This is a genomic window from Paracoccus homiensis (genome assembly GCF_900111675.1).
Taxonomy (GTDB): Bacteria; Pseudomonadota; Alphaproteobacteria; order Rhodobacterales; family Rhodobacteraceae; genus Paracoccus; species Paracoccus homiensis.
On sequence record NZ_FOHO01000018.1, the window covers coordinates 1 to 15,799 of the forward strand.

At 62.8% G+C, this 15,799-nt stretch carries 16 protein-coding genes and 1 pseudogene; 10 read left to right on the forward strand and 7 right to left on the reverse strand.

Annotated features, from left to right (window positions below; all coding sequences use genetic code 11):
• A pseudogene (locus BMX67_RS16655) lies at positions 1-338 on the forward strand (transposase); the annotation flags it as partial.
• A gap of 430 nt (positions 339-768) precedes the next feature.
• On the opposite strand, the gene BMX67_RS16660 reads toward BMX67_RS16655, so the two are convergent.
• On the reverse strand, positions 769-1,680 hold the full coding sequence (locus tag BMX67_RS16660; RefSeq protein WP_090737400.1) for an AraC family transcriptional regulator: 912 nt from the start codon (positions 1,678-1,680) through the stop codon (positions 769-771).
• 97 nt (positions 1,681-1,777) lie between these two features.
• Between BMX67_RS16660 and BMX67_RS16665 the strand changes: the two genes are divergently transcribed.
• Both BMX67_RS16665 and BMX67_RS16670 read left to right on the forward strand, forming a co-directional pair.
• Complete coding sequence (locus tag BMX67_RS16665) at positions 1,778-2,536, forward strand: SDR family oxidoreductase (protein WP_090737402.1); 759 nt, start codon at positions 1,778-1,780, stop codon at positions 2,534-2,536.
• Between the two features lie 40 nt (positions 2,537-2,576).
• A complete protein-coding gene (locus tag BMX67_RS16670) occupies positions 2,577-3,515 on the forward strand; it encodes an alpha/beta hydrolase family protein (protein ID WP_090737403.1) in 939 nt (312 codons plus the stop codon).
• Positions 3,516-3,728: 213 nt separating this feature from the next.
• On the opposite strand, the gene BMX67_RS16675 is transcribed toward BMX67_RS16670, so the two are convergent.
• The 3 genes from BMX67_RS16675 to BMX67_RS16685 all read right to left on the reverse strand — a co-directional run bounded on the left by BMX67_RS16675 (position 3,729) and on the right by BMX67_RS16685 (position 5,836).
• The gene (locus BMX67_RS16675) at positions 3,729-3,974 is read right to left on the reverse strand and encodes an Ada metal-binding domain-containing protein (RefSeq protein ID WP_090737405.1); all 246 of its coding nucleotides are present in this window, start codon (positions 3,972-3,974) and stop codon (positions 3,729-3,731) included.
• 1 nt (position 3,975) lies between these two features.
• Positions 3,976-4,914: a DMT family transporter gene (locus BMX67_RS16680; RefSeq protein ID WP_217645897.1), complete on the reverse strand. Its 939-nt coding sequence runs from the start codon at positions 4,912-4,914 to the stop codon at positions 3,976-3,978.
• Positions 4,915-5,203: 289 nt separating this feature from the next.
• Positions 5,204-5,836 (reverse strand): tyrosine-type recombinase/integrase, encoded by a 633-nt coding sequence (locus BMX67_RS16685; RefSeq protein ID WP_090737495.1) that lies wholly within the window; start codon positions 5,834-5,836, stop codon positions 5,204-5,206.
• A 178-nt stretch (positions 5,837-6,014) separates the two neighbouring features.
• Here BMX67_RS16685 and BMX67_RS16690 point away from each other — a divergent pair, with 178 nt between their 5' ends.
• Positions 6,015-6,512 (forward strand): GNAT family N-acetyltransferase, encoded by a 498-nt coding sequence (locus BMX67_RS16690; protein ID WP_090737409.1) that lies wholly within the window; start codon positions 6,015-6,017, stop codon positions 6,510-6,512.
• 270 nt (positions 6,513-6,782) lie between these two features.
• On the opposite strand, the gene BMX67_RS16695 is transcribed toward BMX67_RS16690, so the two are convergent.
• From BMX67_RS16695 to BMX67_RS16705, 3 genes are read right to left on the reverse strand one after another with little or no spacing between them, the layout of a single operon-like run.
• Complete coding sequence (locus tag BMX67_RS16695; protein ID WP_090737411.1) at positions 6,783-7,550, reverse strand: ABC transporter ATP-binding protein; 768 nt, start codon at positions 7,548-7,550, stop codon at positions 6,783-6,785.
• Complete coding sequence (locus BMX67_RS16700) at positions 7,544-8,605, reverse strand: FecCD family ABC transporter permease (protein ID WP_090737413.1); 1,062 nt, start codon at positions 8,603-8,605, stop codon at positions 7,544-7,546. Before BMX67_RS16700 ends, BMX67_RS16695 begins: the two co-directional genes overlap by 7 nt.
• A gap of 43 nt (positions 8,606-8,648) precedes the next feature.
• Positions 8,649-9,785 (reverse strand): ABC transporter substrate-binding protein, encoded by a 1,137-nt coding sequence (locus BMX67_RS16705; RefSeq protein ID WP_090737415.1) that lies wholly within the window; start codon positions 9,783-9,785, stop codon positions 8,649-8,651.
• Positions 9,786-9,935: 150 nt separating this feature from the next.
• Between BMX67_RS16705 and BMX67_RS16710 the strand changes: the two genes are divergently transcribed.
• The 6 genes from BMX67_RS16710 to BMX67_RS16735 all read left to right on the forward strand — a co-directional run bounded on the left by BMX67_RS16710 (position 9,936) and on the right by BMX67_RS16735 (position 15,753).
• Positions 9,936-10,697 carry a class I SAM-dependent methyltransferase gene (locus BMX67_RS16710; RefSeq protein WP_090737417.1) on the forward strand — a complete coding sequence of 254 codons (762 nt, stop codon included), beginning with the start codon at positions 9,936-9,938 and terminating at the stop codon, positions 10,695-10,697.
• A 336-nt stretch (positions 10,698-11,033) separates the two neighbouring features.
• Entirely contained in the window at positions 11,034-11,666 is a 633-nt protein-coding gene (locus BMX67_RS16715) for a tyrosine-type recombinase/integrase (RefSeq protein WP_090737419.1), read from the forward strand.
• Positions 11,667-11,990: 324 nt separating this feature from the next.
• Positions 11,991-12,689, forward strand: coding sequence for a serine O-acetyltransferase (locus tag BMX67_RS16720; protein WP_245739500.1), 699 nt, complete (start codon positions 11,991-11,993; stop codon positions 12,687-12,689).
• 79 nt (positions 12,690-12,768) lie between these two features.
• On the forward strand, positions 12,769-13,665 hold the full coding sequence (locus BMX67_RS16725) for a VOC family protein (RefSeq protein ID WP_090737421.1): 897 nt from the start codon (positions 12,769-12,771) through the stop codon (positions 13,663-13,665).
• A 40-nt stretch (positions 13,666-13,705) separates the two neighbouring features.
• Positions 13,706-14,845 (forward strand): amidohydrolase, encoded by a 1,140-nt coding sequence (locus BMX67_RS16730; protein ID WP_090737424.1) that lies wholly within the window; start codon positions 13,706-13,708, stop codon positions 14,843-14,845.
• The gene (locus BMX67_RS16735; RefSeq protein ID WP_090737426.1) at positions 14,845-15,753 is read left to right on the forward strand and encodes a LysR family transcriptional regulator; all 909 of its coding nucleotides are present in this window, start codon (positions 14,845-14,847) and stop codon (positions 15,751-15,753) included. Before BMX67_RS16730 ends, BMX67_RS16735 begins: the two co-directional genes overlap by 1 nt.
• The last annotated feature ends 46 nt before the right edge of the window (positions 15,754-15,799 follow it).

The window sequence follows — 15,799 nt, forward strand, 5'->3', positions numbered from 1 at the left end:
ACACACGTAAGTGCCACGACGCCATTGCCGACCGCGGCGCCCATGCCGTCATCCCGCCCCGCAAGAACGCGAAGCCCTGGAAGACGATCACCGCTGGAGCCGTGGCGCGAAACGAGGCCCTGCGCGCGGTGAAATACCTGGGCCGCGCGCTCTGGCGACGATGGAGCGGATACCACCGCCGAAGCCGCGTCGAGACAAAGATGCATTGTGTGAAGTTGCTGGGGCAGCGGCTCATGGCGCGGGACTTCGACCGTCAGGTCGCTGAACTCTAGGTCCGAATCGCCGTCCTGAACGGATACACCGCGCTCGGCATACCCGTCACGGAAGCTGTGGGATAAGTCCGTCCGGGAAAGGGGGAACCTCGGCCATCACCCGATTTGTGCAACAGAGTCACCTTGGGTTGGTCTAAGGTAAAAAGATGCAGAAACCTATAAAGACGCATTTGTCTTCGAACGGGGTTTGGCGGTGCCCATCGGGGTATTTCGACAAGTGTTCTAAAAGATGCTTTTTGAACGGCTTCGTCGAAGCTGACCTTGGAGCAGCTGCGGCGAAAGAGCGCTTCGTCCCGCATTCCGGACGCTCTCGAGCTAGATCATGCTGCGCGATGCCACCGATGGCCGGTTTGGGGAAGCTGCGCTGCAGAGATGACGACCCCGACCAACGGCAGACAAGGGCCGCGAGTGACTGTCAGCGAGGTTGGCAGAGCGGCGGGTTCGCGTGGAGTGCCAACTCTATCTTGCCAAAGGGTTCATGACGCGTAGTCTGGTTCTAACCACGAATCTTGTTCGCAAATGCGCCGGGCGACAGGCCCTCGTGACGGACAAAGGCCAAGCCGAAGGCGCTGGCGGACCCGTATCCGACCTTCAGGGCGATCTCGGAAATGGTCAGCCCGCCCTGCCGCAGCAAGGTCTTGGCCAAGGCCATGCGCCATTCGATGGCGTATTGCAGTGGCGCGCGGCCGACCTGCCTGCGGAACCGCTCGAAAAAGCCGGAGCGCGACATGCCGGCAGCTTTCGCCAGTTCTGACACGGAAAGCGGGCTGTCCGGCTCGGCGTGGATGCGTTGCAACGCGGCCGAGAGCTGCGGATCCGACAGGCCGCGCAACAGCCCGGGTGGCAGGGTCGTCGCCTGATCAGAGCGCAGGGCCTCGATCAGAAGAACTTCCAGCAATCGCTCGAGGATCAATCCGCGCCCCGGACGGTCGGCGCGGGTTTCCTCGTGGATCACCGGCACCAGGGTCGTCAGGCGGTTCTGATCAGAGACATGGATCATCTCCGGCAGCAGTGACACCAGAAGGCTTCTGGCCGGCGTGTCAAAGCTGCAATGCCCGACGAGGGCGCGCATATCGACCGGGGCCTCAATCGCGCCAAGCCGGAACTGTCCGGGGCCAGTTTCAAGCGGCAGCTGGGGCACATGGGGCGGCGGGGGCACCTCACTGGACATGTTAAAGCCCTGCAGGTGAGGGATCAGCACGAAATCGCCAGCCTTCAGAGTGACCGGATCGCGCCCGATGACATGCAGCCGGCACCGCCCCTCGACCATCGCGCAGTAGAAGGGGCTGGCCGTGTCATGACGCTCCACCAGCCAATGGCCACCTGCTTCGACCATCTTGGAGACGGAGACCGCAGGCTTGAGCAGGGTGACGACACTGGAAAGAGGATCTGAGGGGCTGTCGAGCATCTGTTCGGACGATCTATGGGCGATTGTGGACTTCTCTGTATACCCAGGCCGAGTTCTGCCGTCTATCTCTCTGTCACACAAGACAAGGAGAGCTCAAATGCCCCGTATCCTCATCACCGGTTGTTCCTCCGGTTTTGGACAGGCCATTGCCCTGCAGTTCCTCGATCAGGGCTGGGATGTCATCGCCACGATGCGCAGTCCCTCCGTCGAAGGGCTGCCCGAGTCCGACCGGCTGCAGGTGCTGGCCTTGGACGTCACCGACCCCGAAAGCATTGCAGCGGCGATTGCCGACGCGGGCGAGATCGATGCGCTGGTGAACAACGCCGGTGTCGGCATGCTCAACGTGCTCGAAGGCGCTGACATCGCCCGGGCCCGTGAGCTGTTCGAGACCAACGTGCTGGGCGCCATGGCCATGACCCGCGCCGTGATGCCCGCCATGCGCGCGCGCCGCAGTGGCGTCATCGTCAACGTCAGTTCCAGCGTGACGCTGCGCCCGTTGCCTGCGCTGTCGATCTACAGTGCCAGCAAGGCCGCGCTGAATGCCTTTACCGAAAGCTTCGCGCTTGAGGCTGCTGAATTCGGGATACGTGCCCGGTTGGTCCTGCCCGGCAGCGCACCGTCGACATCCTTCGGACGCAATGCGGTGGCGCGAATGGGCATGGATGTGCCCGAGGCCTACGGCCCCTTCGTGCAAGCCTATTTTCACAGCCTTCAGTCCGCGACCGAGAAGACCGAGGCGCAGGATGTCGCTCAGGCCGTCTGGCGTGCCGTCACGGATGAGACTGCGCCCATGAAGCTGCCTGCAGGCGCGGACGCACAGACCTGGTTCCGCGAAGCCGGCCTCGCCACGGCGTGATGCATCCGCATGCTGATACTTCTCTCGAGCGGAGACACCCATGAACAGACTGATCACTTTCTCCCGCGCCCTGCCGACACCAGAGCCTGAGATCACCGTCGCCTATACGCCGATCCAACTGCCGATGCCCGGTCGCCAGCCGCTTGAGATGCGCCTGACGATACCTGCTGCCGGCAGGGACCTACCCATCGTGATCCTGTCGCATGGCTTCGGTCCCTCGAACTACATCCCGTCCAAGGACGGCTATGCCCCGGTTGTGCAGTTTTGGGCCGAACGGGGCGTGGCCGTCATCCAGCCGACCCACGCCAGTTCGCGGGTCGGCGGGCTCGACCCGAATTTGCACGGTGGGCCTTTCTTCTGGCGCGAGAGGGTGGCGGAAATGCGCGCCATCCTCGACCAGTTGGCCGAGGTCGAGAGACAAGCTCCCGCCGCGGCCGGGCGGCTGGACCATGACCGGATTGCGGTGGCCGGGCATTCCCTTGGCGGGCACACCTGCAGCCTGCTGCTTGGCGCACGGCTACAGGGTGAGGACTTTTCCGATCCGCGGATCCGTGCCGGCATCCTTCTGGCCTCTCCGGGTCGTGGCGGTGCGGACCTGACACCCGAGAATGCCGCTCGTTTTCCGTTCTTCGATGTGGATTTCAGCGGTATCAGCACCCCGACGCTCGTGGTTTGCGGTGCCGACGACGACCCGCATTTCACGCCCCGCGGCCCCGATTGGCACGCCGATCCGTTCTTTGAGGCCCCCGGGGCCGAGGCTCTGCTGACGATCAACGGCGTCGGCCATGGCTTGGGTGGCATCGCAGGGTGGGACGCGCGCGAAACCGAAGCAGAGGACCCGGACGCGCTCGAGTCCACACGCCGGCTGACGCTGGCCTGGTTGAGGAGCACCTTCGCGATCGAGCCCGCCGCCTGGACACAAAGCAAGTTTGCACTCGAAGAAAACGCGGCATCAATTGCGGAAATCACATCAAGATAGACGCCCCGTTCAGGGACAGAGTGGTCCGCACAGCGGTCACGAGGTCGATGGAGATGCTGCACGCCGAACGAACGTCCGGTTCGGTGAAGCCGCACCGCTAAACCGGCTAACCAACGGCCGCTGAGGGCCGAGTGCGCGAGTCAGGGGCTGCCCCGCGCCGTTCGCGGCACCAGGGCCGGCAGATCGACGCGAGGAGCCCTTTGCGGACGGTCGTTACATCCAGCGGCTGACCCCTACCAGCCACGCCGCCTGATCCGGGTAGCAATCGTTGCAGGCTTTGAAGCCCTGTTGCCGCGCTGCCTCTGGCGTGTCGAAGAACCTGATTTCATCACGGCGCGGTCGGTTGCGGCAAATGGGGGAATGATAGATCTGGTCGCTTTCCCGACCGTACACGAAAGCTCCTGCCGCCTTCACATCGCAAATTTCAATGGCCTTCCAGCGTTGATCGTCGATACTCATTCTATGGCGCCTTTCGTATGCTGGTTGTGGCCCGCAGTAGCCGCCCGTCGATTGCCGCCAGACCTGCACCGATCAGCGCCATCCCCGAAAAATGGCGCGGGAGCAGGGTTTCTTCGAGGAAGAGTGTTCCAAGCAGGATCGCGCTGACCGGAATTAGAAATGTCACCAGCAGCAGGTTGGTGGCCCCTGCCGTGGCGAGAATGCGGAAGTAGAGTACATAGGCCAGAGCGGTTGAAATCGCGGCCACGCCGACCAGTGCTCCGATAGCTGTCAGACTGGGAGGTGGCAGCGTCCATGGCCGATCCAGAACCATCACCAGCGGGAGCATGATCAGACTTGATGCAATGACTTGTCCTGTCGCGGTGCCCATGGGGCTGATGCCCATGGCGCGGAAACGCCGCCCGTAAATTCCTGCAAAGGCGTAGGACACTGCACCCGCGAGGCAAAGGAACTGTGCGATGACGCCCGTGCCCAGATCGCGCATCGCATCCTGTCCGATCATCACCGCGACTCCGGTAAAACCGATCAGCACACCGACGAATTTGCCCACAGTCATGCGTTCATCACTGGTCAGAAGGTGAGCCAGCATGACGGTGAACAATGGCGTAGAGGCGTTCAGGATCGATGCCACACCTGAGGCGATGTGCTGTTGTCCCCAAACGATCAGAATGAAGGGGACCGCATTGTTCAGAAGGCCCATGCCGAAGAAGGCTGCCCAGACCCGCCGGTCATGCGGTAAACGCTCGCCTCGGAGGCGCATGATCATCAACAGAATGATTGCGGCCAATGCCACCCGAGATACGACCACGGTGAATACGGGCAGTTCCCGCACCGCTAACTCGTTGAAAAAGAACGATCCGCCCCACACCGTGGCAAGGGCTAGCAACATAGCCCATTCCAACGAGGTCATAGTGCGGTTCTTTGATGCGCTTTGCTGCATTGTTCCTCCAGTTTTCGAGGAACGTTAGACGCGGCGAACACACTTTGGGCACTCATTTCGGGCGTTTCATTCCCCTTATGTCGGGATTGTGCCGCTATAAGGTGCTACCGCGCGACCCGCTTCTTGCTCTTAAATCACCGAATGACCGCATCGTCCCGCACCGCTGACCTTGGGGCCCTGGACTATGCTGCGCGGTGCCATGAAGGTCCGGTATGGGGAAGCCGCGCTGCGGCAATGGTGATCCTGGCCAATGTCGGCTTTGGGCCGCCTGTGACGGCGGCCCGGTCCATTAGATTTCAACACTTTCGGAGATGGCAAGCGCGTCTTCTAGGTTCACGCCCAGATACCGGACCGTGCTGTCCATCTTGGTGTGTCCCAGAAGAAGCTGAACGGCGCGCAGGTTCCCCGTCTTCCGATAGATCTCTGCGACCTTCGTCCGGCGCATGGAGTGAGTTCCGTAGGATGTGGGGTCCAGGCCGATAGATGACACCCAATCCCGAACGAGACGAGCGTACTGCCGTGTCGAGATGTGCAGGCGCTCATGGAAACGGCCCGGCCAGAGAAATTCCGAGCCGACCATCAACGGCTCTTCCATCCAGCGCGACAGCGATTTCCGCGTTCCTTCCGTGATCTCAAACCTGACCGGCCGTTGGGTCTTGCTTTGAATGATCGATGCACGTTCCTTGACCTGGCCGGAAGCGTAGACGTCGACGACCTTTAGTTTCACCAAGTCGCAGCCACGGAGCTTGCTGTCGACGGCCAAGTTGAAGAGGGCAAGGTCGCGATGGTTCCCGGCGATCTCCAGGCGAACGCGGATGGCCCAGACATGTTTCGGCAAAAGTGGGCGTTTCTGACCGATCAGGCGCCCCTTGTTCCAGGCAGGGCGGCAAGCGCGGATGGCAGGTAAGTTGGCAGTCGGCATGTTCTGTTCTCCAACCTCCTCGCCCAGCCTCGACACCAACCTCATGTTGGTGACACAGTATACCACATCAAGCCAGCCCACCGCGAAGGTCTGCTCCGAGCCCTTCGCAGCCGTCGGGGCCTTGCCGTGTTCCACGTTTCGTGCAAATGGCCGCACCAGTTTGAAGGGGGTGAGATCTATGGACGACGTGCAGATAGTTAAGCTCGGTGCAGCAGAACTACCGCTCTTTAAAGCGATCCGCTTGGAGTCTCTGCGCCGTGCTCCCTCGGCTTTCGCCAACACAGAAGCAGACTGGTTGTCGCTGCCTGACGCAGAGTGGCTTAGCCGATTGAAGAACCCCGTTTACGCCGTGCTGAGAGGGGATGAGCCCGTTGGACTTATGGGGCTGTTGCTCCAGCACGGTGAGAAGAAGGCGCATCGTGCCACGCTGATCATGGCCTATCTGCGTGAAAGCGAGCGCGGGGGCGGACTAGCGGACAAACTCTTGAAAGAGCTTACAGCTTTCGCCCTAGGGAATGGTATTCGCCAGCTTGAGTTGAACGTCAGCGATCACAATGTCCATGCTATTCGCTTTTACAAGCGCCATGGCTTTGAGCAAGTGGGTAGGATTCCTCGGGCGCTGATCGAAAGCGGCCGAGAAGTCGACGAACTGATCATGGTTCGAAGATTGTCGTAGCTGAATGACCGCTTGGTCCCGCATTCCGGACGCTCTCGAGCTAGATCATGCTGCGCGATGCCACCGATGGCCGGTTTGGGGAAGCTGCGCTGCAGAGATGACGACCCCGACCAACGGCAGACAAGGGCCGCTTTCACCAATCGCCTAGCCCCCCGCCTGCTTAGAGCTAATTTGATTTCTTCACTCAGTCTTTAGAACATTATCGATGACGACATGATCACCGCCAAGTGGTGCGATAGACTTCAGCCGAGCAAATCCAAAAAAGGCCAATTAAGCTGTAAGAAGCTGTGCAGCGGGTCCGTCGACGATCATCATCGGACAGCCCTGCGAACAGCGTTCGACCCTGCTGTCGATGCCGTAAAGCTGGCGGATCAGGTCGGGCGTCAGAACCTCCAGCGTCGGCCCGGTTTCGACGATCCTGCCGCCGGCCAGGGCGATCGTTGTCGTGCAGGTCCGCATCACCTGATTCAGGTCATGTAGCGCCAGGATGACGACGGCCCCGGTTTCCGCGGCGTATCTGCGCAGCGCGTCGAGGATTTCGAACTGGCGGTAAAGGTCGAGCGCCGAGGTCGGCTCGTCCATCAACACGACCTTCGGCCGGGTAACCAGCGTCTGCGCGATCGACACGGACTGCCGCTGGCCGCCCGAAAGCTCGGGGAGTTGCTGCTCTGCCAGATGCGCGATGCCGAAACGGTGCAAGACATCATCCACGGCCGCGAGTTCTTTTGCCGACAGACGCCAGCCGCCTGAGCCCTGTTTCAGGGCCAGGATGATGGACTCATACACCGTCAGAGCCGCGGTCATCGCCGTGTCCTGCGGCATGTAGCGAAGGTCGCTGTCTGTGGCATCGGACAGCCGAACGCTGCCGGTCCCGCGCAGCTGGCCGGCGATACGCCGGAACAACGTCGATTTGCCTGCCGCATTCGCACCGACCAGCGCCGTCAGCGCCCCGCCCTCGAGCCACGGTGTCGAGGCGTTGGTCAGAATCTCACGTCGCCCGTAGCGTGCTCCAAGCTGTTCAAGCGCCAGCCTCACCATGCCTTGCGTCCCTTCGTGAGGATCAGCGCCATGAAGAACGGCACGCCGACCAGAGCGGTAATGATGCCGATCGGCAGGACGGCACCGGGCAACAGCGCCTTCGACAGGACCGACGTCGCCGACAGGATGACGGCCCCCGACAGCATCGCACCGGGGAGGAAGAAGCGTTGATCTTCGCCCAGCAGCAGTCGCGCGACATGTGGGCCGACGATGCCGATAAACCCGATGGTGCCGACGAAGGACACGGGCACGGCCGCCAGCAGGGAGACGAGGAACAACGCCTCCAGCCGCAGCCGCTTGACCGGTACGCCCATCGCCGCGGCGCGGGTTTCGCCCAGCCGGATCGCAGTCAGCGCCCAAGCTCGGCGCGCGAAGAGCGGCGTGCAGACCGCTAGGATCGCGGCGGTGATCGCAACCTTGCCCCAGGTGGCCTTGGTGAGGCTGCCCATGGTCCAGAAGACCACCGCCGAAAGAGCCTGTTCGGACGCGAAATATTGCAGCAGTGCCAGTGCCGCATTGAAGGTAAACACCAGCGCGATGCCCAGAAGGACGATGGTTTCCACCGTCACACCGCGCAGCGTCGACAGGCCGAAGATCAGCAGTGAGGCCGCCATCGCCATCACAAAAGCATTGACCGGCACCATCAGCCCGATCGCCGCCGGGAACAGGGTCACGCCCAGCACCATCGCCATCGCTGCGCCGAAACTGGCCGCCGCCGACAGGCCCAGCGTAAAGGGGCTGGCCAGCGGGTTCGCGAGGATCGTCTGCATCTGTGCCCCGGCCAGCGACAGGCTGGCCCCCACGGTCACGGCCAGCAGGGCCATCGGCATGCGGATGTCCCAGACCACGACACGCATCTGCAGATCCGCCCCACCGGGTGCCAGGATCGTTCGCAGCACGTCGGCCAGCGAATAGCGCGCGGGGCCGAGAGAGACATCGACGGCAACCGACAGCAGCAAGAGCCCCGCCAGACCGGCAAGGATGACCAGCCGACGTGCGACCAGTCCGCGATAGGTTCCCGCGTGTCGCGCGGGTTCGGTTGCGACGCTTGACATGCTGTCCTCGCAAATGGGGCGGCCATTGGGCCGCCCGCTGGTCTCAGTCGGTTTCGGCGTCGCCCAGCGACACCCAGTAGCCGGGGCGGTAATCGACCGGCAGGAAGCGTTCGTGCAGTTCTGCCAGCGTCGCCTCGGGATCGAGGTCGGTGAACAGGTCCGGATGGATCCATTTGGCCAGTTGCTGGACCGCAACGAAGCTGTAGGGCGTGTTGTAGAACTGGTGCCAGATCGCGTGAACCCGGCCGTTTTCCACCGCTTTGACGCCGGTATAGGCCGGACGCTCAAGCAGGGCAGCCAGCTTGCGGCGCGCTTCGTCCTCATCCGAACCCGGCCCGACACCAACCCAGGCGCCACCGGGAACATAGGCTTCCCAGTTGCCACCGGTCGCAACGATCACGTCCGGGTCCGAAGCGATGACCTGCTCGGCATTGACCGTGCCGAAGGTGCCAGGGATGAAGGGAGAGGCCATGTTCTCACCGCCCGCCAGTTCGACGAACCGTCCGAAGTTGCCGTTGCCGAAGGACATGCAGCAGTCCTCGGAGTATCCCGCGGCGCGTTCCACGAAGGTCAGCGGCCGCTCGAGGTCGGTTTGAGCCTCGATCACGTCCGTGACGCGGGCCATCTGTTCGGAATAGAAGGCGTTGAACTCGGCGGCGCGGTCATCCTCGCCGAAAAGCTGGCCGATGATCTCCATCGATTTCGGCGTATGCTCGAAGGGCTTCTCGCGGAAATCGACATAGACGATCGGAATGCCGACCTTGGCGAGCTTTTCCTCGTAGCCGGCCTCGTCGGTGGCCTGCTTGGCTTCCAGGTTCATCAGCAGGACATCGGGGTTCAGCGAAACCGCCTGTTCAATGTCGAAGGTGCCGTCCTTGAAGCCGCCGAAGGTCGCAATTTCGGTCAGCTGCGGGAATTTCTCGGCATAGGCCTCATAGCTTTCGGGCGATGCCTGTTGCAGGTCGTCGCGCCAGCCCACGACGCGTTCGAACGGATCGTCGCCGTCGAGGACCGAGGTGAAGAACACCTGCCGGCCTTCGCCCAGGATCACGCGCTCGACCGGCGCATCGACCGTGACCTCGCGACCGGCAATGTCGGTCAGGGTAATCGGATCGGCTTGCGCAAGGCTGGCTGCAAGCAGGCTCAGCGCGGAAGCGCCGAGATAGGCTCGAAGTGTCATGACAGGAATCCCGGTTGGATCAGTATGCCGCCGCCTTATAGTGGCTGACTAATTCAGTCAACATAGTGACCGACAGTTTCAGTCAGCATTGACAATTGACATCGCTGCGCTGCCGTTCAATTGCAACGGCATAACATCGGAAGGCGCGTCATGACCCTTGCAAGCCACACCAATCGCGACCTGCGTGACGATATCAGGGACTACTGGTCCGACCGCGCCGCCACCTTTGACAACGACCCCGGCCACAAGATCTCGGACGGTTCCGAAATGGTCGCATGGCGCGCCCTGTTCCGGCGTCATCTAGGCGAAGCGAATGGTCGGCGGTTGCTCGATCTCGCTTCGGGAACCGGCGAAATTGCCCGGCTGTGCCAGGGGATGGGGTTCACTGTCACCGGTCTCGACTGGGCCGAGCCGATGCTCGATCGAGCGCGGGCGAAACTGCCTGGCGTGACGTTCCTGCAGGCCGATGCCGAGCGTACGATGCTGCCCGACAACAGCATGGATGTCATCGTCACCCGCCACCTTGTCTGGACCCTTGTCGACCCCGCCGCCGCCTTTGCAGAATGGAAAAGGGTGCTGGTCCCGGGTGGGCAGCTGTTGATCGTCGATGGCGACTTCGTCACCAAGAGCTGGCTGGCGCGACTCATGGGGCGCATCATGCCGACAAACCCCCATGGCGAGATGTCACGGCATCAGGACATCCTGTCACGGGTGCATTTTTCTCAGGGCGCTCGTGCCGGAGAGGTGTCCGCATTGCTCACCGAGGCCGGTTTCGAGACTGCCCGAGTGGACACCAGGCTTGAGGCGATTCACAGGGCCCAGGCGTCACAGCTCGGGTGGCGCAAGTCGCTGCTTCGGCGTTCTGAACATCGCTATGCGATCTGCGCGTTGAAACCCCTCCGCGCGGAGTAGCGTGCCGAACGCGGACGATTCCATAGCAGTTTCAAATCGGCGGGCTGTAGAGCGACAACGGCAGCTTCGCCCCCCCACGGCTGACCCTGCCCGTCAGACCATGGCAAGCGAAGTGATCGATGACCGGTTCGGGGAAGCTGCAATGCGGCGAAGGGCTGTTCCGTGAACGGCAGCTCAGGGCCGTCAAGGCAAGCGCGCCCATGCTGCCGCTGCGAAGCCTCCAACGATTTAAGGGGGCATTTTGGGCTCAGATCCGACGCAGCATCCTGTGATAACGTGGCATAGTCAACGTCGGGTTGTCGTTGTGGGAGGGCATGGCGGATCGGAGGATCAGTCATGCAAACACAAAATCTTCCAGCCATTCGCGCGCTTCGCCCAGCATGGAACAAGGGCCGCATCGTCGGTCAGAAGCGGCCGCTGAAACCAAAACACGTCTGGGCAATCAGGGTTCGGCTGGAGCTGGCTCAAAACCAACGCGATCTTGCACTTTTCAATCTTGCCATCGACAGCAAGTTGCGCGGTTGTGATCTAGTGAAGATAAAGGTCGTGGATGTCATGGCATCCGGACAGATCAAGGAGCGCGCTTCGGTTTTGCAAAGTAAGACGCAGAAACCTGTGCGCTTTGAAATTTCTGAAGGCACGCGGGCATCTCTCGCAAGATGGATGCGGGAGCCGCTCATGGTCGGTTCTGAATACCTTTGGCCCGGTCGATTCCATGCACGGCTGCACATCTCGACTCGCCAGTATGCGCGGATCGTCCGGGATTGGGTGACGTCGATCGGTTTAGAAGATAGCGCCTACGGTACGCATTCGAAGCGTAGGACAAAAGTCACACAGATCTACAGGAAGACCGGCAACTTGCGGGCGGTCCAGCTCCTACTTGGGCACACCAAGATGGACAGCACCGTCCGGCATCTGGGCGTTGAACTGGAAGATGCCCTTGCGATTGCAGAGGCCATTGAAATCTGAAAACTTGGGCCGTCTTCGCGGACGGTCCAAAGCCGCCATGCATGCCCTGCAAAGGGAAGGCCCGGATCGCGATCCTTCAGGGCATTCCCTTGGCCCTTGGGTGCAGCCGCCCCGATACTCGCCACGATATTGCGATACGTGATCAAGGGCATCGGGTCCGCCTTCAATGACGGCGATGGCCAATGAGACTCAGGAGAAACCGTGCCCTGTGCGGTGATCTTCGTGTTCTCCTCAGGGCAACACGGTAACAATATTTTCGCTCTTGTGTGAAGCACTGTAGTCGGGGCAGCTTCATGGGACCCCTTCGACCACCCGCGAGACCCCATGAGCCGGAACTCACTGCGGCAGACGCTTCTGCCTGACACCCTTAACCGACTCGCCGAAGAGCCGGGGCTGTCAGTGCTGCTTGGGATCGAAGCTGGCGCGCTGACCGATCTGTCGAGCCTGATGGCCGCTGCGCTGACCGCCTGCCTGCCCGAGGGCTGCGCGCGGGACTGGCTGCGCGGGGTGACGGCTGAGCTCTTTCGCCGGGAGGTCGAGGTGCTGGACACGGCGCTCGATGACCTGCTGCTCACCACAGCGCGCGACGACCAGCCCGGCGGGGCCCCGCGCGTGCTTCTCTTCGCCAACGGTTATCACGCGCTGCTGTCCTACCGGGTCAGCCGGGCGCTCTGGATCGCCGGGGGGGAGGACCTCGCGCTGGCGATCAAGAGCCAGTTCACCCGTGCGCTTTCGATCGAGATCTGGCCGCAGGCAAGCATTGGCCGGGGCGTCTGGTTCGATCACGGGTTGGGGCTGGTGATCGGACAGACGGCGGTGATCGAAGAGGGCGTGAGCCTGTGGCATGGGGTGACACTGGGCTCGAACTTCGTCGATATGGGTGAAGGTCGGCACCCCAAGCTGCGCCGTGGCGCGGTGGTTGGTGCGGGCGCCAAGATCCTTGGCCCGGTCGAGGTGGGCGCAGGGGCAACGGTGGCGGCCGGGGCAATCGTGACCAAGGATGTGCCCCCGGCCACGTGGTGACCGGGCCGCGCGGGACCGATCGCGGCGCCGGGCGGTTCGCGGGCTTTGTCACGCTGGCAGAACTGAAAGGTGGCGCGGGATGACCTCGCTGGGGATCGACCATCCGCTGGTCTGTGTGCGCAATCTGGCCGAGGCGCGTGAGACCTACCTGAAGCTGGGTTTTCTCATTAAACCACCGGGGATGCATCCGTGGGGTACATCCACAGCGTTGGTGATCTTCCGCAACCAATTGCTGGAGTTGGTAGGTATCGGCGACGAGAGCCTGCTTGACGGATACCCGGCCGGAGATTTCCGATTCGGTCGCCATGTCCAGCACTGGCTGGAGGAGCGCGAAGGCGTCCCGCTTTCTGCGCTCAATTCAAGCGATGCTGCTGCGGATGAGGCCGTGATCGTGGCACGCGGCGGGCATTGCGAGGGAACCATCGAATTCGGTCGGGACGTTGTGCGGGATGACGGCATGGCGGATCGCACGGCGACGACCCTGAAGATCTTCACCCGGCCCGGCCTGCCGCGCCTGTCGATGTTCGCCTGCCAGCAACACCGCCGCGACCTGATCGAATTTCCGCAATGGATGGACCACCCCAATGGCGCGCATGGCTTTGTCTCGGCCACGATCCTCGCCCGGCGACAAGACCAGCCTGCGGTGCAGGACTGGCTGGCCACGTTGCATGGCCCCGGGTCAGTGACCTCCACCGCCTGGGGCTTCGACGTCGCGACCGCCAAGGGGCACTGGCGGGTACTGGACCGGGAGGCCGCCCGTGCTGTCCTTGGCCTGCTGCCTGATGACCTTGCCCCTGACGGCGCACCCTCGGTGATCTCGCTCGATGTCGCCTGCCAGGCGTTGGATCGGGTGCGCCCCTTCGTTGAGACCGGCGGCTTCGCAGCTCGTGAGATCGGCGGCGCGCTTGTCCTGACTGAGCCGTCAAAGCTGGGCGGCATCCTGCTGACCTTTCAAGAGGCGCCAGCGGCACCCTGACACAAGACGAAACGCCCAAACGCGTCCCGAAGGAGACTTCATGTTCGACCAAGACCACATCGCCGAAGCCATCGCCTGGCGTCACGATCTGCACCGCCATCCCGAATTGGGCTTTGAAGAGCACCGGACCTCCGAGATGATCGCCGGACTGCTTACCGCTTGGGGCTGGCGGGTGCATCGCGGTCTGGCGGGCACCGGCGTCGTAGCGCAGATGGGGCAGGGGGCGCCGGTGATCGGATTGCGCGCCGATATCGACGCGCTGCCAATCGTCGAGGCGACAGGCGCGGCCCATGCCTCGACCATCCCCGGCAAGATGCACGCCTGCGGCCATGATGGGCACACCGCCATGCTGCTGCTGGCCGCGCGGCAGATCGCGGCGAAGGGCGTCGAGAACGGCACGATCACGCTGATCTTCCAACCCGCCGAGGAGAGCGAGGGCGGTGCACGGGTCATGGTCGAACAGGGACTGTTCACGCAGTTCCCGGTCGACAAGGTCTTCGGCATTCACAACTGGCCTGGCCTTGCGCCGGGTCGCTTCGTGGCGCGCGACGACAAGATGATGGCGGCCTTCTCGGTTTTCGATATCGAGATCCTTGGCAAGGGCGGCCACGGTGCCATGCCCGAGCAATCCGATGGGGTGATCGCCGCTGCCGGGCGCACTGCGGCTGCGCTGCAAGAGATCCCTGCACGCGCGCTGTCGCCTCTTGAACCCGGCGTCGTCTCGGTCACGCAGATCCACAGCGGCTCGGCCTATAATGTCTGCCCTGACCGCGCGGTTGTGAGCGGCACCTGCCGTTGGTTCGGTGCCGAGGCGGGTCACATCATCGAGGATCGCGTCCGCCGGCTCGCAAGCGCCGAGGCCGCCGCGCAGGGTTGCACCGCAGATATCGACTATCAGCGCCGCTATCCCGCCACGATCAACACTGCCCCCGAAGCCGCGCTTGCCCGCCAAGTCGCGACGGACATGGGGCTTGACACGTCGATGGCCGGCCCGAGCATGGCGTCCGAGGATTTCGCCTTCATGCTGAACGAGGTGCCCGGCGCCTACCTCTGGCTGGGTGCCGCACGCGAGGGCGAGAACCCTGGGCTGCACTCTGCGAAGTTCGACTTCAACGATGCGGTGCTGCCCGTCGGCGCCGAATTCTGGGTGCGCCTTGCCCGCCGTGCTACGCAACGCTGATGGACGCGTTTGACAACCGCTTCCTGCGCGAGTTTCTCGCGGTCGCGCAGGAGGGATCGATCCGCCGTGCGGCAGATCGGTTGAACGTCGTGCCCTCGGCAATCTCTCGCAAGATCGCAGAGGCCGAGGTCCGGCTTGGCGTGACATTGTTCGAGCGCAGCTCAAAGGGTGTCACGGTGACCGAGGCCGGGGAACTGCTGCGCGAGCACGCGTTGCACCTTCAGGACGAGCAGACCTTCCTGCTGGACCAGATCGGCCGCTACCGATCGGGACGCACGCAGACCGTGCGCATCGCGCTTGGCGAGGGGTTCACTGCGGATCTCATGGAGAACGGCCTGTCAGAACTCAGTCGCCTGCAACCCGACCTGCGCTTTGCCATCGACCATGCCGGCACCGATGAGTTACAGCGCCGCGTAATCGAGGGAGAGGCCGATATCGGAATCGCCTATAATCCGCTGGTGACCGAGGCGATCCGCTCGCTGGCCGTGGGGCGTCAGCCACTTTGCGCGGTTGTGCCTGCGAATTCATCATTGGCGGGTCGGCAGAGTGTCGGGCTGGCCGAAGTGCTGAAGCATCCCGTTGCCATGCTGGACGCCCGTCACGCCATACGACACCTTGTCGGGCAGGTCGCCGCCGACCGCGGTCTGGCGCTGCGGGTACACGTCGAGACTGCCTCCATCGCGCTGTTGATCCGCTATGTCAGCGCGGGGATGGGCGTGACCTTCCTGCCGCGATTTTCTGCGTCAATTCAGGCAGATCGCGGCGATCTGGCAGTGATCGAACTGAACGAGCCGGCCCTGCACCGGGTCAGCACGCACCTGATGGTGCGGGCACGTCGTCGCTTGCCAAAATCGGTGGACCTAGTGGCCTCCTTTCTGTCCGGCCGCATGGTGGCCTTCCGCCGGTAATGCTTGGTGTTGACATCAAGGCAACGCGATGTGCGCAACATGACGC